The 24,493-nt window shown below is 65.6% G+C and carries 23 protein-coding genes; 14 read left to right on the top strand and 9 right to left on the bottom strand.

Going from position 1 to position 24,493, the window contains the following annotated elements; all coding sequences use genetic code 11:
* Positions 1–9: 9 nt before the first annotated feature.
* From ACRYLT_RS08180 to lpdA, 3 genes are read left to right on the top strand one after another with little or no spacing between them, the layout of a single operon-like run.
* Positions 10–2,826, top strand: coding sequence for a 2-oxoglutarate dehydrogenase E1 component (locus ACRYLT_RS08180; protein ID WP_482663592.1), 2,817 nt, complete (start codon positions 10–12; stop codon positions 2,824–2,826).
* Between the two features lie 10 nt (positions 2,827–2,836).
* Entirely contained in the window at positions 2,837–4,108 is a 1,272-nt protein-coding gene (gene odhB / locus ACRYLT_RS08185; RefSeq protein ID WP_482663593.1) for a 2-oxoglutarate dehydrogenase complex dihydrolipoyllysine-residue succinyltransferase, read from the top strand.
* Positions 4,109–4,118: 10 nt separating this feature from the next.
* Entirely contained in the window at positions 4,119–5,516 is a 1,398-nt protein-coding gene (gene lpdA, locus ACRYLT_RS08190) for a dihydrolipoyl dehydrogenase (protein ID WP_482663594.1), read from the top strand.
* Positions 5,517–5,555: 39 nt separating this feature from the next.
* Here the strand turns inward: lpdA and ACRYLT_RS08195 are convergent, their stop codons facing one another.
* From ACRYLT_RS08195 to ACRYLT_RS08205, 3 genes are all read right to left on the bottom strand, one after another.
* A complete protein-coding gene (locus tag ACRYLT_RS08195; RefSeq protein WP_482663595.1) occupies positions 5,556–6,062 on the bottom strand; it encodes a PH domain-containing protein in 507 nt (168 codons plus the stop codon).
* 95 nt (positions 6,063–6,157) lie between these two features.
* Positions 6,158–6,649 (bottom strand): vgr related protein, encoded by a 492-nt coding sequence (locus ACRYLT_RS08200; RefSeq protein ID WP_482663596.1) that lies wholly within the window; start codon positions 6,647–6,649, stop codon positions 6,158–6,160.
* Positions 6,636–7,085: a copper chaperone PCu(A)C gene (locus ACRYLT_RS08205; RefSeq protein WP_482663597.1), complete on the bottom strand. Its 450-nt coding sequence runs from the start codon at positions 7,083–7,085 to the stop codon at positions 6,636–6,638. Before ACRYLT_RS08205 ends, ACRYLT_RS08200 begins: the two co-directional genes overlap by 14 nt.
* 134 nt (positions 7,086–7,219) lie before the next feature.
* Here ACRYLT_RS08205 and dnaK point away from each other — a divergent pair, with 134 nt between their 5' ends.
* On the top strand, positions 7,220–9,157 hold the full coding sequence (gene dnaK / locus ACRYLT_RS08210) for a molecular chaperone DnaK (RefSeq protein ID WP_482663598.1): 1,938 nt from the start codon (positions 7,220–7,222) through the stop codon (positions 9,155–9,157).
* A 76-nt stretch (positions 9,158–9,233) separates the two neighbouring features.
* A complete protein-coding gene (gene dnaJ / locus ACRYLT_RS08215; protein WP_482663599.1) occupies positions 9,234–10,358 on the top strand; it encodes a molecular chaperone DnaJ in 1,125 nt (374 codons plus the stop codon).
* Positions 10,359–10,415: 57 nt separating this feature from the next.
* Here dnaJ and ACRYLT_RS08220 read toward each other — a convergent pair whose 3' ends face one another.
* From ACRYLT_RS08220 to radC, 4 genes are read right to left on the bottom strand one after another with little or no spacing between them, the layout of a single operon-like run.
* A complete protein-coding gene (locus ACRYLT_RS08220; RefSeq protein WP_482663600.1) occupies positions 10,416–11,117 on the bottom strand; it encodes a glutathione S-transferase N-terminal domain-containing protein in 702 nt (233 codons plus the stop codon).
* Between the two features lie 43 nt (positions 11,118–11,160).
* Positions 11,161–12,480 carry an adenylosuccinate lyase gene (gene purB, locus ACRYLT_RS08225; protein WP_482663601.1) on the bottom strand — a complete coding sequence of 440 codons (1,320 nt, stop codon included), beginning with the start codon at positions 12,478–12,480 and terminating at the stop codon, positions 11,161–11,163.
* A gap of 36 nt (positions 12,481–12,516) precedes the next feature.
* Positions 12,517–13,149 carry a cell wall hydrolase gene (locus tag ACRYLT_RS08230; protein WP_482663602.1) on the bottom strand — a complete coding sequence of 211 codons (633 nt, stop codon included), beginning with the start codon at positions 13,147–13,149 and terminating at the stop codon, positions 12,517–12,519.
* A gap of 53 nt (positions 13,150–13,202) precedes the next feature.
* On the bottom strand, positions 13,203–13,883 hold the full coding sequence (gene radC / locus ACRYLT_RS08235; protein WP_482663603.1) for a RadC family protein: 681 nt from the start codon (positions 13,881–13,883) through the stop codon (positions 13,203–13,205).
* 114 nt (positions 13,884–13,997) lie between these two features.
* Between radC and ACRYLT_RS08240 the strand changes: the two genes are divergently transcribed.
* From ACRYLT_RS08240 to ACRYLT_RS08275, 8 genes are all read left to right on the top strand, one after another.
* Positions 13,998–17,150: an intermembrane phospholipid transport protein YdbH family protein gene (locus tag ACRYLT_RS08240; protein WP_482663604.1), complete on the top strand. Its 3,153-nt coding sequence runs from the start codon at positions 13,998–14,000 to the stop codon at positions 17,148–17,150.
* Positions 17,151–17,197: 47 nt separating this feature from the next.
* The gene (locus tag ACRYLT_RS08245; protein ID WP_482663605.1) at positions 17,198–17,383 is read left to right on the top strand and encodes a YnbE family lipoprotein; all 186 of its coding nucleotides are present in this window, start codon (positions 17,198–17,200) and stop codon (positions 17,381–17,383) included.
* Positions 17,383–17,784, top strand: coding sequence for a YdbL family probable chaperone protein (locus ACRYLT_RS08250; protein WP_482663606.1), 402 nt, complete (start codon positions 17,383–17,385; stop codon positions 17,782–17,784). The genes ACRYLT_RS08245 and ACRYLT_RS08250 overlap by 1 nt, the downstream gene beginning before the upstream one ends.
* Before the next feature lie 171 nt (positions 17,785–17,955).
* Entirely contained in the window at positions 17,956–18,276 is a 321-nt protein-coding gene (locus tag ACRYLT_RS08255; RefSeq protein WP_482663607.1) for an AtpZ/AtpI family protein, read from the top strand.
* A 36-nt stretch (positions 18,277–18,312) separates the two neighbouring features.
* Complete coding sequence (locus ACRYLT_RS08260; protein ID WP_482663608.1) at positions 18,313–19,098, top strand: F0F1 ATP synthase subunit A; 786 nt, start codon at positions 18,313–18,315, stop codon at positions 19,096–19,098.
* A 46-nt stretch (positions 19,099–19,144) separates the two neighbouring features.
* A complete protein-coding gene (locus ACRYLT_RS08265; RefSeq protein WP_482663609.1) occupies positions 19,145–19,372 on the top strand; it encodes a F0F1 ATP synthase subunit C in 228 nt (75 codons plus the stop codon).
* 96 nt (positions 19,373–19,468) lie between these two features.
* Entirely contained in the window at positions 19,469–19,963 is a 495-nt protein-coding gene (locus ACRYLT_RS08270; RefSeq protein WP_482663610.1) for a F0F1 ATP synthase subunit B family protein, read from the top strand.
* The gene (locus ACRYLT_RS08275) at positions 19,956–20,597 is read left to right on the top strand and encodes a F0F1 ATP synthase subunit B family protein (protein ID WP_482663611.1); all 642 of its coding nucleotides are present in this window, start codon (positions 19,956–19,958) and stop codon (positions 20,595–20,597) included. Before ACRYLT_RS08270 ends, ACRYLT_RS08275 begins: the two co-directional genes overlap by 8 nt.
* A gap of 75 nt (positions 20,598–20,672) precedes the next feature.
* Here the strand turns inward: ACRYLT_RS08275 and ACRYLT_RS08280 are convergent, their stop codons facing one another.
* Together ACRYLT_RS08280 and ACRYLT_RS08285 are read right to left on the bottom strand one after the other, a co-directional pair.
* The gene (locus tag ACRYLT_RS08280; protein ID WP_482663612.1) at positions 20,673–21,128 is read right to left on the bottom strand and encodes a hypothetical protein; all 456 of its coding nucleotides are present in this window, start codon (positions 21,126–21,128) and stop codon (positions 20,673–20,675) included.
* A 112-nt stretch (positions 21,129–21,240) separates the two neighbouring features.
* Entirely contained in the window at positions 21,241–22,071 is an 831-nt protein-coding gene (locus tag ACRYLT_RS08285) for a flagellin N-terminal helical domain-containing protein (protein ID WP_482663613.1), read from the bottom strand.
* 250 nt (positions 22,072–22,321) lie between these two features.
* Here ACRYLT_RS08285 and ACRYLT_RS08290 point away from each other — a divergent pair, with 250 nt between their 5' ends.
* Positions 22,322–24,484, top strand: coding sequence for a M3 family metallopeptidase (locus ACRYLT_RS08290; RefSeq protein ID WP_482663614.1), 2,163 nt, complete (start codon positions 22,322–22,324; stop codon positions 24,482–24,484).
* Positions 24,485–24,493: the final 9 nt, after the last annotated feature.

The raw sequence follows: 24,493 nt of genomic DNA on the forward strand, positions 1-24,493 counted from the left end.
GGAAGACAAGTGGAGAATTTCGAGCGCGAGCCGGGCCCAAGCTGGGCGCGCGACAATTGGCCGCTGATCGAGCTCGACGAAGTCAATTCCGGGCTCGACCCGACTCGCAGCACCATCGAGAAGGTCGCCGCCAAGGCGAAGGAACGGGCCGCGGCGGCCGGTGCCAGCGCGGCGGACGTCGAGCAGGCGGCGAAGGATTCGATCCGGGCGATGATGCTGATCCGCACCTATCGGGTGCGTGGGCATCTTGTCGCCGATCTCGACCCGCTCGGCCTCTACCAGCGGGACATTCCCGCCGACCTGACGCCCGAATTCCACGGCTTCGCCGGCGAGGCGCTCGACCGCACCATCTATCTCGACGGCACGCTGGGGTTCGAAACGGCGACGGTTCGCGAGATCGTCCAGGTGCTTCGCCGCAACTACTGCGGCAAGGTCGGCCTGGAATATATGCACATCAACGACCTGGAGGAACGACGCTTCCTTCAGGAGCGGATGGAAGGGCCGGAGGCGGAGATCCGGTTCACGCCCGAAGGCAAGAAGGCGATCCTCGCCAAGGTCATCCAGGCCGAGCAGTGGGAGAAGTTCCTCGCCCGCAAATATGTCGGCACCAAGCGTTTCGGCCTGGACGGCGGCGAATCGATGGTTCCGGCGCTCGAGGCCGTGATCAAATATGGCGGCCAATATGGCGTGAGCACGATGGTGATCGGCATGGCCCATCGCGGCCGCCTCAACGTCCTCGCCAACGTCATGGGCAAGCCCTATCGGGCGATCTTCAGCGAATTCGCCGGCGGCGCCAGCAATCCGGAGGATGTCGGCGGGTCGGGCGACGTCAAATATCATCTCGGCACCTCGTCCGATCGCGAGTTCGAAGGGATCAAGGTTCACCTGAGCCTGCTTCCGAATCCGAGCCATCTCGAGGCCGTCAATCCGGTCGTTCTCGGCAAGACCCGGGCCACCCAGGTGGCCTGCGGCGACAGCGAGGGCGACAGCGTCCTTCCGATCCTGCTTCATGGCGATGCTGCCTTTGCCGGCCAGGGCATCGTCTGGGAGTGTCTCGGCTTTTCCGGACTCCCCGGCTACAATACCGGTGGCTGTCTCCACTTCGTCATCAACAACCAGGTCGGCTTCACCACCTCGCCGCAATTCGCCCGTTCCTCGCCCTACCCGTCGGACGTGGCCAAGGGCATCCAGGCGCCGATCCTCCACGTCAATGGCGACGATCCGGAGGCGGTGACCTTCGCCTGCAAGCTGGCGATCGAATATCGTCAGCGGTTCAACCGCGACATCGTCATCGACATGTGGTGCTACCGCCGCTTCGGCCACAATGAGGGCGACGAGCCGAGCTTCACCCAGCCGCTCATGTACAAGGAAATCCGCCGCCACGCGCCCATTTCCGAACTCTATGCCGCTCGGCTCGAGCAGGAAGGCGTGATCGAAAAGGGCTGGGTCGAGCGCGAGGTCGCGGAATTCACCGCCGTTCTCGATTCGGAGTTCGAGGCCGCGAAATCCTACCTGCCCAACAAGGCCGACTGGTTCGAAGGCGCCTGGGCGGGGCTCAGCAAGCCGCAGACGGCGATCACCGATCGCCGCAACGCCGCCACCGGAGTGTCGGAAGAGATGGTCCGCGACGTCGGCCGGATCCTCACGACCATTCCGGAGGATGTCGCCGTCCACAAGACGCTGGCGCGGATCATCGACGGCCGGCGCGAGATGTTCGAAAGCGGCGAAGGCTTCGACTGGGCGACGGCCGAAGCGCTCGCCTTCGGCACCCTCCTGCGCGAAGGCCATCCGGTGCGCCTGTCCGGCCAGGACAGCGGCCGCGGCACGTTCAGCCAGCGTCATGCCGTCTGGGTCGACCAGGAAAATGGCGCCAAATATATTCCGCTGACCAAGGTCGGCCCGGCCCGTTTCGAGGTCCGCGACAGCCCGCTCTCCGAATTCGGCGTGCTCGGCTTCGAATATGGCTGGTCGCTCGCCGATCCGCAGACCCTTGTCCTGTGGGAGGCCCAGTTCGGCGACTTCGTCAACGGCGCCCAGCCGATGATCGACCAGTTCATCTCGGCCGGCGAGGCCAAGTGGCTTCGCGCCAGCGGCCTCGTGATGCTTCTTCCGCACGGCTATGAGGGCCAGGGGCCGGAGCACAGCTCAGCGCGCCCGGAGCGGTTCCTGCAATTGTGCGCGGACGACAATATGCAGGTTGCCAACTGCACGACCCCGGCCAACTATTTCCACCTCCTCAGGCGGCAGATGCATCGCGATTTCCGCAAGCCGCTCGTCGTCCTGACCCCCAAGTCGCTGCTTCGCCACAAGGCGGCCGTATCGAGCCTCGCCGAATTCACCGGCGACAGCCATTTCCGGCGCATCCTGTCGGATCCCAACCCGCCGCGCGACGAGGATGTCCGGCGCCTGATCCTGTGCACGGGCAAGCTTGCCTACGAGCTCATCGAGGCACGCGACAAGTCCGGAGCGGGCGACATCTCGATCGTCCGCATCGAGCAGCTTTATCCGTTCCCGGGCGAGGCCCTGCTTGCGCGACTGAAGCGGATGACCAACCTCGAAGAGGTGGTCTGGGCGCAGGAAGAGCCGAAGAATCAGGGCTATTGGACCCATGTCGAGCCGCGGATCGAGCGGCGTCTCGTCGAGGCCGGGCTCAAGCCGAAGCGGCCCATCTATGCCGGTCGCGAGGCTTCGGCCTCGCCGGCGACCGGCCTTGCCAGGCGCCACGCAGCCGAGCAGGCGGCGCTGATCGCCGAGGCGCTGGGCCGGGATTCGACTCCGCTTGCCACCGGCAGCGACAACCCATCCGCCCAAAGAAAAGCCAGCTGAAGGGAAAAGAATGGCCAGCGAAGTCAGGGTTCCGACGCTCGGGGAGTCGATTACCGAAGCGACCCTGGGCCAGTGGCTGAAGAAGCCGGGCGATCCGGTGAAGGCCGACGAGCCCATCGCCAGCCTCGAGACCGACAAGGTCGCGGTCGAGGTCAATGCGCCGGTCGCCGGAGTGATGGGTGAGCAGCTCGTCGCCGAGGGCGACAATGTCGAGGTCGGGGCGGTGATCGCCCGGATCGAGGAGGGCGGCTCGGCCGCGGCGGCGCCGGCGAGCGAGCTTCCGCAATCCTCGCCGACGAATCCGGCCGGACCCGGAGAGAATGTCGAAGCGAGCGGCGAGCAAGGGGAGCGCTTCGATGCCGACGCGCCGCATCTCACCCTTTCCCCGGCGGTTCGCCGGATCGTGCTCGAGCACCATCTCGATCCGTCGAAGATCAAGGGCACCGGCAAGGACGGTCGCCTGACCAAGGACGACGTACTCGCTGCGGCCAAGGCGCAGCGCGCCGAAGCGCCCGCTGCCGCTCCGTCGCCTCCGCCGCCACCGCCTGCCGCGGCCGCGCCCCGATCCGCCGGGGCCGGCGAGCGGCGCGAGGAACGGGTCCGGATGACCCGGCTTCGCCAGACCGTCGCCCGCCGCCTCAAGGAGGCCCAGAACACCGCGGCGATGCTGACCACCTTCAACGACGTCGACATGACGGCGGTGATGGAGGCGAGGAACCGCTACAAGGACCTGTTCGAGAAGAAGCATGGCATCCGGCTCGGCTTCATGAGCTTCTTCGTGAAGGCGGCCGTGCTCGCGTCCCGCGACATTCCGGCGGTGAACGCCTTCATCGAAGGCGACGAGATCGTCTATCACGATTATGTCGACGTCTCGGTCGCCGTCTCGGCGCCGCAGGGCCTGGTCGTTCCGGTGATCCGCGATGCCCAGGCGCTTTCCTTTGCCGAGATCGAGAAGACGATCGCCGATTTCGGCAAGCGGGCCAAGGAAGGCACGCTCAGGATCGACGAGATGCAGGGGGGTACCTTCACCATCTCCAATGGCGGCGTGTTCGGATCGCTGCTGTCGACCCCGATCATCAATCCGCCCCAGTCGGCCGTTCTCGGCATGCACCGGATCGAGGAGCGGCCGGTGGTACGCGATGGCCAGATCGTGGTCCGGCCGATGATGTACCTGGCCCTTTCCTACGACCACCGACTGATCGACGGCCGCGAAGCGGTCACCTTCCTCGTCCGGATGAAGGAAGCGCTCGAAGATCCGACGCGGCTCCTGATCGACCTTTAGGAACAGATGAATGGCAGAAACTGACTTCGACCTGATCGTGATCGGCGCCGGCCCCGGCGGCTATGTGGCGGCGATCCGAGCGGCGCAGCTTGGGCTGAAGACGGCCTGCGTCGAAAGCCGCGAAACGCTGGGCGGTACCTGCCTCAATGTCGGCTGCATCCCGTCCAAGGCGCTGCTTCACGCGTCCGAGCTGTTCGAGGAGGCCAATCACGGCGCCCTCGCCAAATGGGGCATTCGAACGAGCGGCGTCGAGCTCGACCTCGAAGCGATGCATTCCGGTCGCCGCGAAGCGGTGAAGGGCCTCACCGGCGGCATCGAATTCCTGTTCAAGAAGAACAAGGTGACCTGGCTGAAAGGCCATGCCCGGTTCACCGGCCGCAACAGCATCGACGTTGCCGGAACCGCCTATCGGGCGAAGGATTTCGTGATCGCCACCGGCTCTTCGGTGACTCCGCTGCCCGGGGTCGAGATCGACCAGGAGCGGATCGTCGATTCCACGGGCGCGCTGGAGCTCGGCAAGGTTCCAGACCATCTGGTCGTGATCGGTGGAGGAGTGATCGGGCTCGAGCTCGGTTCGGTCTGGCGGCGTCTCGGCGCCAAGGTGACGGTGGTCGAGTTCCTCGACCAGATCCTTCCCGGAATGGACGGCGAAGTCCGCAAGGAAGCGAACAAGATCTTCAAGAAGCAGGGCTTCGAATTCCGGCTGTCGACCAAGGTCACTCGGGCGGAAAAGACCGAATCGGGTGTCGCCCTGACCGTCGAGCCCGCCCAGGGCGGAGCGTCGGAGACGATCGAAGCGGACGTCGTCCTGGTGTCGATCGGCCGGCGCCCGAACACCCAAGGGCTCGATCTCGAAAAGGCCGGCGTTCAGGTGAATGGCCGCGGCCAGATCGAGGTCGATCACGAATTTCGTACCGGGGTCGAGGGCATCTACGCGATCGGCGACGTGACTCCGGGCCCGATGCTCGCCCACAAGGCCGAGGATGAGGGCATTGCCGTTGCCGAAATCCTCGCCGGCCAGATCGGAATCGTCAATCACGAGGTGATCCCCAGCGTCGTCTACACCATGCCCGAAATCGCCGGGGTCGGCCTTACGGAAGAGGACGCGAAGGCTCAGGGCTATGAGGTGAGGACCGGCAAGTTCCCGATGCTCGGCAACAGCCGCGCCAAGACCAATCGCGAGCCGGACGGCTTCGTCAAGGTGATCGCCGAGGCGAAGAGCGACCGGGTCCTGGGCGTGTGGATGGTCGCGTCAGTCGCCGGAACGATGATCGGCCAGGCCGCCCAGGCGATGGAGTTCGGCGCCACGTCCGAAGACATCGCCTATACCTGCCACGCCCACCCGACCCACAGCGAAGCGCTCAAGGAAGCGGCGATGGCGGTGAACGGCAAGCCGATTCACGTCTGAGGGACTGGACTCCGTCCCTGTGCGCTCGCCCGCGGGCGTTCAGGGATGGTCGTGCGCCATGTCGAATTCGCGCACCCGCCGCTTCTGGCGGGCGGAGTCGACCAGCCGTCGAAGGGCTTCGCGGCGCGACTGCGCCATTTCCACATGACGGATGACCAGGTCGCCGGCGCGGGTCGTCTCGTCGCTCGAGCTGATGCAGATCGTGCCGATCCCGGCCCATTGATTGATCAGGGTGAAGTCGAGCCGGACGTCCTTGACCCGGTAGAGCTCGATCTCGTCGATGCTCTTGAACAGGATTCCGCGGCGGATGATCAGCCTTTCCTCGGTGATCACATAGGTGGCGGCGAGGTTCTGGACCCACTTGACCGCCACGACGAGGATTCCGACCAGCGTCAGCAGCAGCGGCCACAGGCCGAACTCGCCCGCGGGAAGAACCAGCACGAGGACGATCCCGCCGACGATCAGAGCGATCGTGCCCCAGCCTGCGAGACTGCCCTTCAGCCATCCCAAGGTCGATGAGCGGAACGTGTCGAGCTCGGCTTCCATGATGACCCTCCCCAATTGCTCGGGCCGTTCTGACATGGCTGGCGGCAAAAGGCCACGGATGCGGGCGCGAAGCATCGGCGGCGGAGGCTCGCGGGTCAGGCTCGCGCCAAATGGGTCTTCGGCCCGAAGGGCAGGATATTTTCGAGTTCGGCGAGGGCCGGAACGCCGTCCGGCCGGTGGCCGTGCCGCATCAGGTGAACATGGCGGACGATCTCCGCCTGCTGCTCCAGTCCATAACGTTCCAGCGGCCATTCGGGCCGGAAGCGATAGCGGTAGCGGCAGAAGGGATGCCGCATCAGCACCAGGTACCAGCGGCCGCGCCTCTGCGACTGCCAGACATGGGTCATTTCGTGCAGGAACAGGGCCTGCAAGCCGGTTCGCTCGGAAGCGTAATCGTCGCTCCACAGCGTCCCTTCGGGATGAACCCAGATATGGCCGTCAGGGGCCATGATCGCCCGCTTCGGGTGGAAGGGGAACCATTTGCGCCGGTGCAGCCGAACCGCTTCATAGTCGATCGCTGAACCGAAGATCGAGGCGGCAAGGCTGCGCTCGCCTTCGGTGAGCGGTCGCCCGTCAGTGCGCGGCATGGCCCCCGCCCGGGCCGCGAACTTCCGCCTCCACCGTCACCGGCGGCGCCGGATCGAAGCGGAAGGTGAGCGCGATCCGGTCGCCGGGACGAACCGCCGGATCCAGGTCGAACGCCATTCCGTGACGGCCGCCCGGCTCGAACGTCAAAGCTTCGTCCGGCGAGAAGCTGGCGTCGGCGAGCGGGCGCATCCGGCTCATCCCGCCTTCATCCACCGTCTCGTGAAGCTCGATCCGTCCGGCGCGCGGACTTTCGATGGCGACCAGACGGGTGGGATCGGTGTTCGTTCGAAGCGTGAAATAGACTCCGCCGGGGCGACCGGCCACGGCGGGGAGAGTCACCACCGGCTGCTCGACCGTCACTCGAGGTTCCTGTGGAGAAGAATTGCAGCCCTGCAGGGCAAGCAGCGCGATCAGCATTGGAACAAGGCGTTTCATGTCCGCGCCTTAGGCCAGGGCCGCTTCTTGTCGCAACAGAAAGGCCCCCTATATCGCCTCCGAAACACCTGTGCGTCGCCTTGACGGGACAAGCGGGTGGGAGAGTTTTGTCAGGGGCATAAGAGGTTTAGAACATGGCAAGAGTGATCGGAATCGATCTCGGCACCACCAACAGCGCGGTTGCCGTCATGGAAGGCGGCAAGCCGAAAATCATCGAGAATGCGGAAGGTGCCCGCACCACCCCCTCCGTCGTCGCTTTCACCAAGGACGGCGAAAGACTGATCGGCCAGCCGGCCAAGCGCCAGGCGGTCACCAATCCCGACAACACCATCTTCGCGGTCAAGCGCCTGATCGGCCGGCGCTTCGACGATCCGGTGACCAAGAAGGACACCGAGCTCGTCCCCTACAAGATCACGCGCGGACCCAATGGCGACGCCTGGGTCAATGCCGGCGGCAAGGACTACAGCCCGTCGCAGATCTCGGCCTTCACTCTCCAGAAGATGAAGGAAACCGCCGAGGCCTATCTGGGCGAGACCGTCACCCAGGCGGTGATCACGGTTCCAGCCTATTTCAACGACGCTCAGCGGCAGGCGACCAAGGATGCCGGCCAGATCGCCGGCCTCGAAGTGCTTCGGATCATCAACGAACCGACCGCGGCCGCGCTCGCTTACGGCCTCGACAAGCAGGACGGCAAGACGATTGCCGTCTACGACCTTGGCGGCGGCACGTTCGACATTTCGATCCTCGAGATCGGCGACGGCGTGTTCGAGGTGAAGTCGACCAATGGCGACACCTTCCTCGGGGGCGAGGATTTTGACGCCAAGCTCGTCGACTATCTCGCCGACAAGTTCAAATCGAAGGAGAATATCGACCTTCGCAATGACCGCCTCGCGCTTCAGCGCCTCAAGGAAGCGGCGGAAAAGGCGAAGATAGAGCTTTCCAGCGCCCAGACCACCGAGGTCAACCTTCCCTTCATCACCGCCCGCATGGAAGGCGGAAGCTCGACTCCGCTTCACCTCGTCGAGACGATCAGCCGCGCCGACCTGGAGCGGATCGTCGCCGAGCTGATCAAGCGCACGCTCGAGCCCTGCCGCAAGGCGCTGGCCGATGCGGGCGTCAAGGCCAATGAGGTGGACGAGGTCGTCCTCGTCGGCGGAATGACGCGCATGCCCAAGGTTCGCGAGACGGTGAAGGATTTCTTCGGCAAGGAGCCGCACACCGGAGTCAATCCGGACGAGGTCGTCGCGATGGGCGCGGCGATCCAGGCCGGCGTTCTCCAGGGCGAGGTCAAGGACGTTCTCCTGCTCGACGTCACTCCGCTGTCGCTCGGAATCGAGACTCTGGGCGGAGTCTTCACCCGGATGATTGACCGCAACACGACCATCCCGACCAAGAAGAGCCAGACCTTCTCGACCGCCGAGGACAATCAGAATGCGGTGACGATCCGGGTCTTCCAGGGCGAGCGGGAAATGGCGGCCGACAACAAGCTGCTCGGCCAGTTCGACCTGGTCGGAATTCCGCCGGCGCCGCGCGGCGTGCCGCAGATCGAGGTCACGTTCGACATCGACGCCAACGGCATCGTCAACGTTTCGGCCAAGGACAAGGGCACCGGCAAGGAGCAGCAGATCCGGATCCAGGCTTCGGGCGGCCTTTCCGACCAGGACATCGAGAAGATGGTCCAGGAAGCCGAGCAGTTCGCCGAGGAGGACAAGAAGCGTCGCGAGGCGGCCGAGGCGAAGAACAATGCCGAAAGCCTGATCCATTCGACCGAACAGCAGCTCAAGGAGCATGGCGACAAGGTCGACGCTTCGCTGAAGTCCGAGATCGAGGCGGCAATCCAGGAGACCCGAACCGCTCTCGACGGCGGCGACACCGCGGCGATCCAGCAGAAGGCGCAGGCGCTCGCCCAGGTGGCGATGAAGCTCGGCCAGGCGCTTTACGAGAAGGAGCAGGCCTCGGCCGCCTCTCCGGGCGGTGAAGGCGGTTCCGGCCAAAGCGGCGGCACCAGCAGCGGCGAAGACGACGTCGTCGACGCCGAATTCTCCGAGGTCGACGAAGACAGCAAGGGCTGATGCTTATGCGACGCCCGCCCCTCTGGGTCCTTGATCGAAAGGGGCGGGCGCTTCGCTTCGGGGGTTCGTCAGCGTCATGATGGCTGAAAGCGATTATTACGAGCTGCTCCAGATTCCGCGCGACGCGGACGAGCGGACGATCAAGGCGGCGTTCCGGAAGCTGGCCCTGGAATGCCATCCGGACCGCAACGGCGGCTGTCCCGAAAAGGCCGAAAAGTTCAAGGCGATCAACGAAGCCTATGATTGCCTGAAGGACCCGCAGAAGCGCGCCGCCTATGACCGGTTCGGCCATGCCGCGTTCCGCAACGGCGGCTTCGGCAATGGCCAGGGCGGCGCCCAGGATTTCGGCTCCTTCGCCGACATTTTCGACAATATTTTCGGCGAGTTCATGAGCGGCGGCCAGGACCGGCGCCGCAACGTGCTCCGCGGATCCGACCTTCGCTACGACCTCGAGATCAATCTCGAGGACGCCTATCATGGCCGCGAGGTCCAGCTTCAGGTCGACGGCACGGTGCGCTGCGAACCGTGCGACGGTTCGGGCGCCAAGGCCGGCACTTCCGCACGCACCTGCAATCTGTGCGGCGGGCGCGGCCAGGTGCGCGCGCGCCAGGGCTTTTTCGTCGTCGAGCAGACCTGTCCCTCATGCCGGGGTGTCGGCGAGACGATCGCCGATCCCTGTCCGACCTGCCGCGGCGAGGGCCGCGCCGAGAAGCGCAAGACCTTGACGGTCAACATCCCCGCGGGGGTCGACGAGGGGACTCGGATCCGGCTCGCCGGCGAAGGCGAGGCGGGGGTTCGCGGCGGTCCGCCGGGCGACCTCTACATCTTCCTCCACATGGCCCGGCATTCGATCTTCCAGCGCGAAGGCACGACCTTGTTCGCGCGCTGCCCGATCAGCTTCACCACCGCCGCCTTGGGCGGCTGCATCGAGGTTCCGGGGCTCGACAAGCAGAAGCACGAAATCAAGATCCCGGCCGGAATCCAGTCGGGCAAGCAGATCCGCCAGCGCGGCGCCGGAATGCCGGTCATGGGTGGGCGCGGCTATGGCGACATGGTCATCCAGGTCGAGGTCGAGACTCCGACCAAGCTGACGGCCAAGCAGCGCGAATTGCTGGAAGCCTTCCGGGAAACGGAAACCGGGGAGGAATGCCCGGCCTCGAAGGGTTTCTTCAAGAAGCTCAAGGAAGCATTGGGCGGCTAAAAGGCTCGACGGCGGGCTTCGCCTGGGGCGAGAGGACGACTGTTCGGCTTCAACAGCCTAGCCGCGCCGGGGGATTTCCAGTCCACGCTGAACCGCCGGCCGGGCGAGACCGCGTTCCAGCCAGCCGGCGACGTTCCGGAAATCGTCGAAGCCGACCAGATCGCGCGCCTCGTAGAAGGTGACGAGATTGCGCACCCAGCCCAGGGTCGCGACGTCGGCGATGCCGTAATCGCCCATGATCCAGTCGCGCCCGTCGAGACGGCGATCGAGCACGCCGAGCAGCCGCCGGGATTCGGCGACGTAGCGCTGGAGCGGCCTCTTGTCCTCGATCTCGCGGCCGGCGAACTTGTTGAAATAGCCGACCTGCCCGAACATCGGCCCGATGCCGCCCATTTGAAACATGACCCACTGGATCGCCTGGTAGCGCTCGGCAGGATCGGCGGGCAGGAGCTGACCGGTCTTGTCGGCGAGGTAGAGCAGGATCGCGCCCGATTCGAACAGAGCGAGCGGCCTTCCGCCGGGGCCGTCCGGATCGAGGATCGCGGGGATCTTGCCGTTGGGGTTCAACGACAGGAATTCAGGCGTGTGGCTTTCGTCCTGGCCGATATCGACCAGGTGCGGCTCGTAAGCGAGGCCGATCTCCTCCAGCATGATCGACACTTTCACGCCGTTGGGCGTGTTCAGCGAATAAAGCTGGAGCCGGTCGGGATGCCTGGCCGGCCAGCGCCTGGTGATCGGGAAGCCGGAAAGATCGGCCATTCGAATCCTCCTTCAGATCCGCTCGGCCGGCACGGGATCTTTGCTAGTCGGCCGAGCCGAAGACCCGAGCGAAGATGGTGTCGACATGCTTGAAATGGTAGTCGAGGTCGAACCGGGACTCGATTTCTTCCGCCGACAGAAGCGCCGTCACTTCAGGATCGGCCTTCAGCAGCTCGAGCAGCGACAGGGTCCCGTCGCTTTCCCAGACCTTCATCGCATTGCGCTGGACGAGCCGATAGCTGTCCTCGCGGCTGGCGCCGGCCTGGGTGAGCGCGAGAAGGACTCGCTGCGAATGGACGAGGCCGCCCATCCGGTTGAGGTTCTTCGCCATTCGATCGGGATAGACGACGAGCTTGTCGACCACTCCGGTCAACCGGGCGAGGGCGAAGTCGAGCGTGATGCAGGCGTCGGGCCCGATATAGCGTTCGACCGAACTGTGGCTGATGTCACGTTCGTGCCAGAGCGCGACATTTTCGAGCGCCGGAGTGACATAGGCCCGGACCATCCGCGCCAGTCCGGTGAGATTTTCGGTCAGCACCGGATTGCGCTTGTGCGGCATGGCCGAGCTGCCCTTCTGGCCGGGCGAGAAATATTCCTCGGCCTCGAGCACTTCGGTTCGCTGGAGGTGACGGATTTCGGTCGCGAGGCGCTCGATCGAGGAAGCGACGACGCCCAGCGTGGCGAAGAAGTGGGCATGGCGATCGCGCGGGATCACCTGGCTCGACACCGGCTCGATGCTCAGGCCGAGCTTCGCCGCGACATGCGCCTCGACCCGGGGATCGATATTGGCGAAGGTTCCGACGGCTCCGGAGATGGCGCAGGTGGCGACATCCTCGATCGCCCGGACCAGCCGATCGCGATTGCGCCGGAACTCGGCAAAGGCCTGAGCGAGCTTGAGTCCGAACGTGACCGGCTCGGCATGGATTCCGTGGCTCCGGCCGATCGTCGGCGTATATTTATGCTCGCTGGCGCGCCGCTCGATCGCTTCGAGCAGGCTGTCCAGGTCCTCGACGAGGATTTCGGCGGACTGCTTCAGCTGCACCGCCAGGCAGGTGTCGAGAACGTCGGAACTGGTCATGCCCTGGTGAAGGAAACGCGCTTCCGGGCCAACCTGTTCGGCCACCCAGGTCAGGAAGGCGATCACGTCATGCTTGGTCACCGCCTCGATCGCATCGATCGCGGCGACGTCGATCGCCGGGTCGGTGCGCCACCAGGCCCAGACCTTGTCGGCGGCCTCCCGGGGGACGATTTCGAGCTCGGCCATCGCGTCGAGCGCATGCGCCTCGATCTCGAACCAGATGCGATATTTGTTCTCAGGCTCCCAGATCGACGTCATCCGGGGGCGGGCATAGCGAGGGACCATGGCGGGGCTTTATGGTCCGCCGCCCGGCGGCGCAACCTAGCGCGCCGCCAGGAAGAAGAGATGGGGCCCGATCCGCTTGACCGGCTCGACTCCGCGCGACCAGCGCGGCGCCACGTCCACCGTATGGTAGAAGAGGGCGCCGCCGGTCGGATCATCGGACCGGCCGGCGAGAATCTCTTCGGCGATCCGCCTCGCCGCCCGCCACATCCGGAAATCGTGGCTGTCCTCGGACAATGCGTGGATGTTCTGGATCGCGGCGAGGTTGGGATCGCCGGGGTTCCAGCAGCTGAACTGCCAGGCTTCGCTGACCGTGTCGGTGACGAACGGGCCATGACGTCCGCCGGAATTCCAGCGATTGGCGATGACGTGCCCGACCGCGCGCATCGCTTCCTCGCCTTCGCCGCGCGCTTCGCCCCACATCGTCAGCGCCATCCAGTGCGCGTCGACGACGTCGACGGAGTTCGAGGGGATCTCCGGCGCCGCAGCTTCGGCAGGCGGTTCGGACGGCGACTCGGCCCCGCCCAGGCTCATCCGCCATTCGTTCCAGCTCATCACCGGCGGTTCGGCGGCTTGGGACGGGCGATCGGCGGCCGAGTCGGGTCCGCCATGCGCCTGGGCGGCGAAGATCAGCATGCCGGCCAAGGCGGCGGTTGCGACGGTCCGTTTCATGATTCGAAGCCCGTTCCCCGCGCCCTTATAGCGCATTGGTGACGTTTCGGCGTCTAGATCAGCCCCATCGCGCGGAGGCTGGAATGGCCGTTGGCGCCGACGATCACATGGTCGTGCAGGGTGATCTTGAGGTGGCGGCAGGCCTCCGCCAGGTCGCGGGTCAGTCGCACGTCCTGCTGGCTGGGCGAAGGATCGCCGCTCGGATGATTGTGAACGATGATGATCGCGGTGGCATGAAGGTCAAGCGCCCGCCGGACGACCTCGCGGATATAGACGGCCGATTCGTCGACCGAGCCTTCCCACATCGCTTCGTTCGCGATCAGCGCATTCCTGGAATTGAGGAAGAGCACCCGGACCCGCTCGACGGACGCGTGCGCCATGTCCGCCCGCAGATAGTCGAGAAGCGCCTGCCAGGAGCCGAGCACCGGGCGCTCCGAGACCCGGCTTTCGAGCAGCCTCAGAGCGGCCGCCTGGGCGATCTTGATGGCGCCGATCTGAGCCTCGGTGAGGCCGGATCGGGCGAGTGCCTCCCCGTCGGCCGAGAGCAGGGCGCCGAAGCCTCCGAATTTGCGGATCAGCGCCTTCGCCGTCGCCTTGGTATCCGTCCGCGGAACCGTGACCGTCAGCAGGAATTCGACGAGTTCATGATCGAGCAGAGCGTCCGGCCCGCCTTCGATGAGGCGCCGTCGCAGCCGGGCGCGGTGCCCGCTTCCATCGGTCGAGGCGTCGGCCATAAGCGTGGATTAAGGTGCGCTGTGGCGTTAGGCAAACGTCCGCAGAAACGTGACGGCTCCGGAACGCCCCGGGCCGGTGAAGGTTGATCGGACGGAATTTCGCAAGGCCGACGAGTGGAAGAGCAGGACATCCAGCCGATAAAGCGGCGGCGGCGCTGGGTGCGCGCAACGCTGCTCGTCACGCTCCTGCTTCTGCTGGCGGCGCTGGCCGCCATCTGGCTGATGCGCGTCCGGCTGGCTTCGGACTATATCGACGACGAACTGGCCCGACGCGGGGTCCAGGCGACCTACGACGTCAAGCGGATTGGCCTCGGCACCCAGATCTTCGAAAATCTCGTGATCGGCGACCCGCGCAACCCGGACCTGACCGCGCGCGAGGTGCGCGTCCAGATCCTGTTCGGGCTTGCCGGACCTCGGGTGGGGCTGATCACCGCCCGCGGAGTCCGAATGATCGGCCGAGTTCGCGACGGCCGGCTCAGCCTCGGTGAGATCGACCGGCTTCTCCCGCCGCCGAGCGGACTGCCTTTCCGATTGCCGGACCAGCCTGTGGACATTGCCGATTCGGCGATCGCGCTCCACACCCCGGCAGGCTTGCTGGCGCTCTCGCTGAACGGCCGAGGCAATCTGTCCGACGGCTTCCGCGGAAGAATGGCAATGGTTTCGCGCAATCTTCGACTCGGCGAATGCGCGATCGCCCGTCCGGTCGGCAATGTCGCGGTCGCGGTCGACGATCTGAGGCCGAGCTTCCGCGGCCCGCTGGCGATCGCCAGCCTGCGCTGCGAGGACGACCTGGCGGTGGAGCGCCCGCTCTTCACTCTCGATGCGACGCTTTCACCGGGGATCGATTCCTGGCGAGGGCAGACGGACATTCGCGCCGAACGATTCGCCGCCGGTCCGCATAACATGGCCGACCTGCAGGGCCGTCTCGTCTTCGCCGGCAATGCCGAGCGCACCGGCGGCCAGGTCGAGATCGGTTCGGCCGCGACCGCGATCGACGCCTTCCGCTCCGACCAGACCCGGTTCGCCGGCCGTTACGTGGTTTCGCCCCGGCATGGCGACCTTCGGCTCGACGGCGAGCTCTCCGTCCGGGGCCTTTCACTCGCTGGCGGGGAACTGGACGCCATCGCCCGAACCCTGCGTTCTGCCGAGGGAACGCCGGTCGGGCCCGCCGGCGCCATTCTGGCCGAAGCGCTGACCCGCGCCGGTCGCGGCGGTGCGCAGGGATCGGCCGACCTCCACATCCTCGCCCTCGGCGGCGCCGGCTCCGTCCGCCTGGAAAGTCTTCGACTGGACGCGCAAAGCGGCGCCCGGCTCGCGGGCGAGCGGCTGGTCTATCGCTGGCCAGGCGGCGATATCGAGCTTGACGGCGATCTGGCGCTGTCCGGCGGCGGCTTCCCCGAAAGCCGGCTGCGCCTCGAGAGACAGCGCGGCGGATGGAGCGGACTGGCCCGGGTGGCGCCGATCAGGACTCGCGATTCGCGGCTGGCGCTCGCCGACATCCGCTTCAGCGTCGGCGACGGAGGTGAGACAAACTTCCAGACGGTCGCCTCGCTGGACGGTCCGTTCGAGGGCGGCGAGGTGACGGGACTGGTCCTGCCGCTTCGGGGGCGCTTCGGACCGCGGGGGCTGGCGATCGGCGAAGGCTGCGTTTCCGCCTCGTTTCGAGCCCTTCGCTACGAGAACCTCCAGCTTGGCCCTTCGCGCCTGCCTCTCTGTCCGGTCGGTCCGGGCCTGGTCTGGCAGGGAAGGGGCGGCGTCCAGGCCGGGGCCGAGCTTCGCTCCCCTCGCTTTGCCGGCCGGCTCGGCCAGTCGCCGATCCAGCTGGCAGCGGGGCGGCTTCGAGTCGGGCTCGACGGTTTCGAGGCGACGGATTTCGCCGCCCGGCTCGGCTCGCCAGACTCTGTCAATCGACTCGATGTCGAACGGCTGGAAGGCCGCTTCACCCGTTCCGGAATCGCCGGGAGCTTCGCCGGGCTTTCCGGAAAGGTCGCCAACGTCCCGCTGCTTCTCGGCGAGGGAAGCGGTCGCTGGACCCTGGCCGGCGGCGAGCTGGACATCGGCGCTCGCATCCGGGTCGCCGACGAGCAGGCGCCGCCGCGTTTCTACCCGCTCGTCAGCGACGATTTCCGGCTTCGGCTCGTCGACAACCGGATCCACGCGACCGGCTGGCTCAGCCATCCGGGAAGCGGCACAAGGGTGACCCGGGCTTCGATCGACCATGATCTCGACAGCGGTGCCGGCGCGGCCCGGCTCGAAGTTCCCGCCCTGACCTTTTCCGAGGGGTTCCAGCCCGAGCAGCTGACTCCGCTCACGGTCGGTGTCGTCGCTCTGGTCGATGGGACGGTCACCGGGGAAGGCCGGATCGAGTGGGATTCGGAAGGAAGCCGAAGCCGCGGCATCTTTTCGACCGCCGACATGGACCTGGCTGCCCCGTTCGGCCCGGTCGAGGGGCTGTCGACGACGATCGAGTTCACCGACCTGCTCGGACTCACCAGCGCGCCCGGACAGGTGGCGCGAATCGACCTGATCCGGGCGGGCGTCGACGTCTATGAGGGCGAGGTCCGGTTCCAGCTCCGGCCCAATTACCATGTGGCGATCGAGGCCGGCCGCTGGCCGTTCGCGGGCGGCGAGCTGCTGCTTCAGCCCACCCTTCTCGATTTCAGCCAGGAATCGACCAAATATCTCACCTTCCAGGTGATCGGGCTCGATGCTGCCCGATTCATCCAGCAGATGGAATTTTCGAACATCGCGGCCACCGGCACGTTCGACGGAATCGTTCCGATGCGGTTCGACCAGAGCGGCGGCCAGATCGTCGACGGCCGGCTTGCCGCCCGGGAAGGCGGCGGCACCCTGTCCTATGTCGGCGAGCTGACCGATCGCGACCTCGGGCCTTACGGCATCCTCGCCTTCAACGCCCTCAAGTCGCTTCGCTACAGCAAGTTCGACGTCACTCTGAACGGCGCCCTGGGCGGCGAGTTCATCACCATCATCGATCTCGACGGAATCGCTCGCGATCCGAGCCTGACCACCTTGCCGTCGGGCGGCGGGATCATGCAGGCGGTGGCGGGCCGGGTGCTTCGCCAGGTCGCCCGGATCCCGTTCGAATTCAACATCCGGATCGAGGGCCAATTCCGTGCCCTGATCGCCACTGCGCGCTCGTTCGAGGACCCGACGCCGCTGATCCAGGCGGTGCTTCCGCAAGCGCTTCGCGATGGTTCCGCCACCGTTCCAGACGTTCAGGATGATGAAAGCGAGCCTGTGCAATGAATTCAGCCATATTGACGCAAGAGGATCGCGATGCGAGCCGGACTGCAATGCAGCTGTTGGGAAAGTTTCTCGTCGTCGGGCTCCTTCCGGCCCTTCTCACCGGCTGCGTCCAGGTGAGTGCGCCGGAGCGGCCGATCGAGATCAATCTCAACATCAACATCCGCCAGGAAGTGGTGGTTCGGCTCCAGGAGGATGTTCGGGAGTTGATACAGCGAAACCCAGGAGTGTTCTGATGACCCGCTCGATGAAACTGATGATTGCCGCCGGGCTGGGCCTCGCTCTGGTGGCGGGCGGAACCGCCTATGCGTTCGCGGCTCAGGGCGGCGATGCCGCCGCCGCCCAGCTTCGTGCCACCGGCCAGGTGGGCGAGCAGGCGGACGGCTATCTCGGGATCGCCGGTTCGGCGCCGGCCGATATCCGGGCGCAGGTCGACGCGATCAACATCCAGCGCCGCGCTTATTATACCGACCTCGCCGCCCGGCGGGGGGCGACGATCGAGGAAGTGGCCGCAAGCACGGCGTGCGAGCTGCTTCGCACCCGGGTCGGCCCGGGTCAGAAATATCGCCTCACCGACGGCGTCTGGCGTACCCGCAACGGCAACGAGCCGGTGCCGCTTCCGAGCTATTGCGGCTGAGCCAAGCCTTCGAAGCTAAAGCGACAACGCCATCGCAGCGCAGCATCGCTGCTGTTGACTTGCCGGAAGCCCATTCCTAAAGGAACCGCGCCTTGGCGGGTTCGTTCGCCGGCATGTCCCTCGCCCTGATGAGTCCCTGGTTTGCGGCGGCTTGTTCCACGGGAGTTTGGCATGGCGGAAAACGAACCCCGGCAGGACCCTGGTCTTCCGGAAGATGCGAGGCTCGCCTCGCTCGATGAGCGGCTGAAGCGAGCGCAGGCTGAGGAAGCGGCAAGGACCGGCCGGACTCGGACTCGAGCTGACGATGATTATCGGCTCGGAAACCGGGTTCTTGCCGACCTTATCGGGGGCCTTGCAGGCGGAGCTCTGATCGGCTGGCTGCTCGACCGCTGGCTCGGGACTTCGCCCTGGCTCCTGCTCGCGCTGATGTTCCTCGGAATAGCGGCGGCGTTCAGGAACATCATTCGGATTTCAAGCAAACGCCCGGACTGATTTCGGGCGTTTGGACTATCGGACGGGAATCACAGCGTGGCGGCCGAAGAAGGCAAGATTGACCCGATGCACCAGTTCGAGGTGCAGACCATCTTCGAAGGGTTCACTGTCGGCGGGCATCAGATCGCGTTCACCAATTCCGCTCTGTGGATGGTGCTCACGGTCGCGGTGCTGTGGATCTTCATGCTCGGCGGAATGAAGCGCGAGCTGGTTCCCGGCCGCTGGCAGGCGGCGGTCGAGGGCGTGACCGGCTTCATCTCCAACATGATGACGACGAACATCGGGCCGGAGGGGCGGCGATATACGCCTTACGTCTTCTCGTTGTTCATGTTCATCCTGGTCGCCAACCTGCTCGGCCTGCTCCCGGTCGGGCTGGTCGGGCTTCACCCGTTCACCGTCACCAGCCACCTGACGATCACCGCGGTGCTGGCGATCGTGTCCTTCGCCATCGTTCTCGGCGTCGGGTTCATCCGTCACGGCTTTCATTTCTTCTCGCTGTTCGTTCCGCACGGCGCGCCCTGGTGGATGCTTCCGATCCTGGTTCCGGTCGAATTCGTCTCGTTCATGGTCCGGCCGTTCAGCCTCGGCCTTCGACTCTTCGTCGCCATGACCGCCGGCCACATCCTGTTGAAGGTGCTCGGCGGCTTCGTCATCAACGGCTTCAATGCCGAAGCCGCCTGGGTGCCGGTGATCGTCAGCATTCCGAGCTTCCTGCTGATGGTGGGAATCAGCGCCCTCGAGCTGCTGGTTGCCGTGATCCAGGCCTATGTCTTTGCGCTTCTGACCTCGCTCTATCTCAACGACGCGGTCAACTTGCACTGATTTCCAAGTCGCTATTTTCAACCGTTTACACGAAGGGAGTTTTAACATGGACGCAGAAGCAGCAAAGCTGTTGGGTGCCGGTCTTGCGGCGATTGGCGTTGGCATGGCCGCGCTTGGCGTGGGCAACGTCTTCGGCTCGTTCCTCGAGGGCGCGCTTCGCAATCCGGCGGCTGCCGATGGCCAGCAGGGCCGGCTGTTCATCGGCTTCGCGGCCGCGGAGCTGCTCGGCCTGCTCGCCTTCGTCGTCGCGATGATCCTGCTCTTCGTCGCCTAAGCACGAAGAACAACGCCGTTCGCCCCTCGCCCGGCGGGGGGCTTCGTCGAGAAGGGCTGGGCTTTCGAGCCCAGCCCGAACGGGAATGGGACTGAAATGCCTCAGATCAGCCAAATCTCGGAAATCTTCGCGTCGCAGCTCTTCTGGCTCGTCGTGACCTTCGGCCTCATCTATTTGGTGATCGGCCGTGGCATGCTGCCGAAGATCAGCGCCACGGTAGAGGCGCGGGAAAGCAAGATTTCGTCGGACCTCGCGGCTGCCGAGGCCGCTCGGGCCGCCGCGGACTCGAACGAGGAGGCGTATCGGGCGCGCATGGAAGCCAACCGGGCCGAGGCGCTGAAAGTCACTCAGGCCGCCAAGGAGTCCGCTCAGCGCGAAGCCGAGCAGCGGATGAAGGCGGCGGATTCGGAGACGGCAACCCGGGTCGCGGCGGCCGAAGCCCGGATCCGCGAGGCCAGCGATTCTGCAATGGCGGAGATCGAGTCGGTGGCGGCCGAGGCCGCACAGGAGATCGTTGCCCGGCTCACCGGGATGAAGGTCAGCGAGACCGAGGCAAACCAGGCAGTAAAGGCGGCGCTGGCACATGGCTGAAGCAACTGCGCCGGTCGCGTCGACCGAGCAAAATCTGATCGAAGCCTCGACCAAGGGCGAGCAGGGCGCAATGCCGCATACCGGCGAACATGCGCTGACGACGGCGGCTGACGAGGGCCACGGGGTACCCCCGCATGCCGAACCGAGCGCGCTCGGCCTCGACGCCACCGCCTGGGTGGCCCTGGCGATGGCTGTGGTCATCGCGATCATGCTCTGGAAGAAGGTTCCGGCCGCGATCGGCGGGGCGCTGGACAGGAAGATCCAGGGCATTCGCGAGCAGCTCGACGAGGCGGCTCGGCTTCGCTCCGAAGCCGAAGCGCTGAAGGCGGAATATCAGGCTAAGGCCGCCGCCGCCGAAGCGGAAGCGGCGACGGTGATCGAGCGCGCCCGCCAGGAGGCGGAGCAGATCGTCGAACAGGCGCGCACGGACAGCGCCGCCCTGGTCGAGCGCCGAACCCGAATGGCCGAGGACAAGATTGCGGCGGCCGAGCGCGCCGCCCTCGATCAGGTCCGCGCCAAGGCCGCGAGCGCGGCAACCGCCGCGGCGGAGCGCCTGATCCGGGAGCGCCTCGATGCCGGCGCCGACAAGGCCATGATCGACGCGACCATCGCCGAGCTCGCCCGCCCGCGCTGATCCGGTTGCAAGCACGGTTACGGGCCGCGGCCGAATCCCGACGCCCAAGCCGAACGATCGCCCGGAAGGCGCCGGCTAGCGCGGTATCGGCGGCAGCGGCACCGGTCGGCTGACGATTTCCGGTGCGAAGAGGCCAGGGCGGCCGACAAAGCGGGCGCAGGGCCGGCTATCCTCCCACGCCCGGTGGGGAATGGCGGCATTGAGAAGGAGCGACATTTCGGGGTCGGAAGACAATTGGCTGCCGACCAGTCCTGCCAGCGGCTCGCCACCGAAATAGAGCGGCACGGTCTCCGTCGGTCCGTCGGGCGAGTCGCAATCGAACACCGATAGATCCACGGTGCCGCCCTGATCCATGACCGCCCTCAGCGATCCGGCGCGTACCTCCAAGTCGAACAGGGCGGCGTCGGTCCCGACCTCCGGTTGCTCGAACATCGCCCAGCGCGTCGGAGTGACCTCGCCAAGATCGAGTTCGACCTTTCCGCAGCCCGCAAGGACGAAGGCGGAGACGAGCAGGGCCGCGGCGAGGCGCATGAGTCGAGACTATACTCGTTGCGGAACCGGTTCAATCGAAGCCTTTCCCTGAACCGGGCGCTGTTCGGACGGCGGCCCTTCAGGGCCGCCGGCGAACGATTGCGAGTGCGGACTAGCGAAGCAGGCTGAGAACGTCCTGCTGGCTCTGGTTGGCCTGGGCCAGCATGGCGGTGGAGGCCTGGCTCAGAATCTGCGCCTTTGCGAGATTGGTCGACTCGATGCTGAAATCGGCATCCTCGATCCGCGAACGCGAGTCGGAAAGATTGGTGACTCCGTTGCTGAGATTGTTGATGACGGCGTCGAGCCGGCTCTGTGCCGCACCGAGCGTTGCCCGAACCGTGTTGATCGCCCCGAGATTGGCGTCGACATTGGCGATCGTGGTCGTCGCATTGGCGACGGTGTCGACGGCGAAGTCGGCGGCCTCGAAATTGTCGCTGTCCAGAAAGGCCTTGGCGATGTTCACGGTTGCAGCCGCCTCGGGGCCGGCCTGGATGATGATGTCGTCGCCGGTCGTGTCCGTCGAAGCGAAGTCGAACACATTCACTCCGTTGAACTTGGTGTTGGCGAGAATATCCACCACCTGCGCCTGGAGCTGGGCCGCCTCGGCATGGAGATTGGTCCGGTCGGTCGAGCTATAGGTGCCGCTCTTGCTCTGCACCGCGAGCTCGCGGATGCGCTGAAGCATGTTGCTGACTTCATTGAGAGCGCCTTCCGCCGTCTGGGCGAAGGAAATGCCGTCATTGGCGTTGCGGATCGCCTGGTTCATGCCGCGGATCTGCGAGGTCATCGACGAAGCGATGGCGAGGCCGGCGGCGTCGTCCTTCGCGGAGTTGATGCGCTTGCCGGTCGACAGACGCTCCTGCGCCATCCTCAGCGCCTCGTTGGCGAGGCGGCCGCCATTCTGGGCGCGAAGCGCAGCCGTGTTGGTGTTGATAACCGTCATTGTGCCCCCCTTTCAAGATCAGCCGCACCACTGCGGACGGGGGGAGTAACGGCAGCGCCGAAACAAAGTTAACAACCGACTAGCCAATTCCCCGTGAAACCCGCAGATTGGCCATCAAGTCCATGGACTTAGGGCATGCGGTCAGCACGGCGTTGCGAAGCGTTCAGACCGGCGCCTATATGGAAGTTCCGGATTCCGGCGCCCTGGGCTCGAGCGACGGCAGCCAATATTTGGATATGGAGAGAGAAGAGTGAAGGCATTCCTTATGGCAGGCGCGGCCGCGATTGCGCTCGGCGCGTGCGCGACGACGAACGGCAGCGAAGTCTCCAGCGCGGCAGCGGCCGAGCCGGTCCGCCAGGCATCCGTGCCCGTTCCCGACAATATATTGCTCGCCGACTGGACGGGGCCGTTCGACGGCGTTCCCCCCTTCGACCGGGTTCGTCCGGACCTGTTCCCCGAAGCCTTCCAGTTCGCGATCGACGAGCAGCGCCGAGAGATCGAAGCGATCGCCGGCAATCCCGCTGCACCGACCTTCGCCAACACGATCGAGGCGCTCGAACGGACCGGAGACCGGCTCGATCGGGTCGGCGCGGTTTTCGGCGTGATGATTTCGAACATGGCAACGCCGGAATATCAGGCGCTTCAACGCGAATGGGGCCCGCGCCTCGCCGCCGCCTTCGACGAAATCATCCTGAACCCGCAGCTCTTCCAGCGGGTCAAGGCAGTCTATGACGCGCGCGAAAGTTCCGGCCTCAACGCCCAGCAGCAGCGGCTGGTCAAGCGGATCTACGACCAGTTCGTCCAGCGCGGGGCCAATCTGACTCCCGAGCAGAAGCAGCAGCTTTCCGCCTACAACCAGCAGCTCGCCCGGCTGTTCGCCGAGTTCAGCGAAAAGGTTCTCGCCGACGAGTCGACCTTCATCACCGCCACCGAAGCGGAGATGGCGGGCGTTCCCGACGACGTGAAGGCCGCTGCAGCCGCCGCGGCCCGCGAGCGCAATCTGCCGGCGGGACAATATGCGATCGTCAACACCCGGTCGGCGGTCGACCCTGTGCTCACCTTCGCCGACAACCGGCCGCTGCGAGAGCGAGTCTGGCGTGCCTTCGTCAATCGCGGCGACAATGGCGGCGCCAACGACACCAACGAGACGATCCGTCAGATCGTGAAGCTTCGCGCCGATCGGGCGCGGCTTCTCGGCTATCCGACCCATGCGCACTGGCGGATGCAGGACACGATGGCCGGAACGCCGCAGCGCGCCCAGGAACTGATGATGCGCGTCTGGCCGGCGGCCGTGGCACGGGTTCGCGAGGAAGTGCGGGAACAGCAGGCGATCGCCAACCAGCTCGGCCACAACATCACGATCGAGCCCTGGGACTACCGCTACTATATGGAGAAGGTCCGCCAGGAGCGGTACAATCTCTCCCAGGACGAGATCAAACCCTATTTCCAGCTCGACAACATGATCGAGGGCATGTTCTACATGGCCGGTCAGCTTTACGGGCTGCGCTTCACCGAGAATACCGGCCAGGTGCCGGTGTGGCATCCGGACATCCGCACCTGGCACGTGACGGACGCTCAGGGCCGCGATGTCGGGGTCTTCTACGGCGACATGTTCGCCCGGACCGGCAAGCGCTCGGGCGCCTGGGCAACCACCTACCGAAGCCGTTCAGGGCTGCTCGGCGACCGGATCGTGCTGGGATCGAACAACAACAATTTCGTCAAGCCGGGCCCCGGCGAGCCGGTGCTGATCAGCGTCGACGACGCCGAAACCCTGTTCCACGAATTCGGCCATGCGATCCACTATTTCCTGTCCGACACCCATTATCCGACGCTCGCCGGAACCCCGCGCGACTTCGTCGAATATCCCAGCCAGGTGCATGAAAACTGGGTGCTGACGCCGCAGATCCTGAACCGTTTTGCGAGGCACTACCAGACGAATGAGCCGATCCCGCAGGCTTTGGTCGATCGAATCCAGGCGACCCAGCAGTTCAACCAGGGCTTCGCGACGGTCGAATATCTGTCGTCGGCGCTGGTCGACATGGCGCTCCACCTTCGCCCCGACGGAGTCGTCGATCCCGATGCGTTCGAGCGCGAGACGCTGGAGCGGATCGGAATGCCGCGCGAGATCGTGATGCGGCACCGACTGCCGCACTTCAATCACCTCTTCTCGTCCGACGCTTATTCGGCCGGCTATTATTCCTACCTCTGGTCGGAAACGATGGACGCCGACACCTGGGCGGCGTTCGAGGAGACCGGCAATGTCTGGGACCCGGAAACGGCGCGGCGCTTCGCCGAATATCTGCTGTCGACCGGAAACGAGACCGATCGGGCCGAAGCCTATCGCCAGTTCCGGGGGCGCGACCCGGACGTGAACGCGCTGCTCAGGAAGCGCGGCTTCCCGACCGGGCAGTAAGAAGAAGGG

The sequence above is a fragment of the Sphingosinicella sp. SM1-17 genome, assembly GCF_056821765.1.

What these genes read in the sequence shown, in the direction of transcription:
- odhB (WP_482663593.1), top strand. Translation starts at nt 2,837, where the DNA reads ATGGCCAGCGAAGTCAGGGTTCCGACGCTCGGGGAGTCGATTACCGAA.
- lpdA (WP_482663594.1), top strand. Translation starts at nt 4,119, where the DNA reads ATGGCAGAAACTGACTTCGACCTGATCGTGATCGGCGCCGGCCCCGGC.
- ACRYLT_RS08195 (WP_482663595.1), bottom strand. Translation starts at nt 6,062, where the DNA reads ATGGAAGCCGAGCTCGACACGTTCCGCTCATCGACCTTGGGATGGCTG.
- ACRYLT_RS08200 (WP_482663596.1), bottom strand. Translation starts at nt 6,649, where the DNA reads ATGCCGCGCACTGACGGGCGACCGCTCACCGAAGGCGAGCGCAGCCTT.
- ACRYLT_RS08205 (WP_482663597.1), bottom strand. Translation starts at nt 7,085, where the DNA reads ATGAAACGCCTTGTTCCAATGCTGATCGCGCTGCTTGCCCTGCAGGGC.
- dnaK (WP_482663598.1), top strand. Translation starts at nt 7,220, where the DNA reads ATGGCAAGAGTGATCGGAATCGATCTCGGCACCACCAACAGCGCGGTT.
- dnaJ (WP_482663599.1), top strand. Translation starts at nt 9,234, where the DNA reads ATGATGGCTGAAAGCGATTATTACGAGCTGCTCCAGATTCCGCGCGAC.
- ACRYLT_RS08220 (WP_482663600.1), bottom strand. Translation starts at nt 11,117, where the DNA reads ATGGCCGATCTTTCCGGCTTCCCGATCACCAGGCGCTGGCCGGCCAGG.
- purB (WP_482663601.1), bottom strand. Translation starts at nt 12,480, where the DNA reads ATGGTCCCTCGCTATGCCCGCCCCCGGATGACGTCGATCTGGGAGCCT.
- ACRYLT_RS08230 (WP_482663602.1), bottom strand. Translation starts at nt 13,149, where the DNA reads ATGAAACGGACCGTCGCAACCGCCGCCTTGGCCGGCATGCTGATCTTC.
- radC (WP_482663603.1), bottom strand. Translation starts at nt 13,883, where the DNA reads ATGGCCGACGCCTCGACCGATGGAAGCGGGCACCGCGCCCGGCTGCGA.
- ACRYLT_RS08245 (WP_482663605.1), top strand. Translation starts at nt 17,198, where the DNA reads ATGCAGCTGTTGGGAAAGTTTCTCGTCGTCGGGCTCCTTCCGGCCCTT.
- ACRYLT_RS08250 (WP_482663606.1), top strand. Translation starts at nt 17,383, where the DNA reads ATGACCCGCTCGATGAAACTGATGATTGCCGCCGGGCTGGGCCTCGCT.
- ACRYLT_RS08255 (WP_482663607.1), top strand. Translation starts at nt 17,956, where the DNA reads ATGGCGGAAAACGAACCCCGGCAGGACCCTGGTCTTCCGGAAGATGCG.
- ACRYLT_RS08265 (WP_482663609.1), top strand. Translation starts at nt 19,145, where the DNA reads ATGGACGCAGAAGCAGCAAAGCTGTTGGGTGCCGGTCTTGCGGCGATT.
- ACRYLT_RS08270 (WP_482663610.1), top strand. Translation starts at nt 19,469, where the DNA reads ATGCCTCAGATCAGCCAAATCTCGGAAATCTTCGCGTCGCAGCTCTTC.
- ACRYLT_RS08275 (WP_482663611.1), top strand. Translation starts at nt 19,956, where the DNA reads ATGGCTGAAGCAACTGCGCCGGTCGCGTCGACCGAGCAAAATCTGATC.
- ACRYLT_RS08280 (WP_482663612.1), bottom strand. Translation starts at nt 21,128, where the DNA reads ATGCGCCTCGCCGCGGCCCTGCTCGTCTCCGCCTTCGTCCTTGCGGGC.
- ACRYLT_RS08285 (WP_482663613.1), bottom strand. Translation starts at nt 22,071, where the DNA reads ATGACGGTTATCAACACCAACACGGCTGCGCTTCGCGCCCAGAATGGC.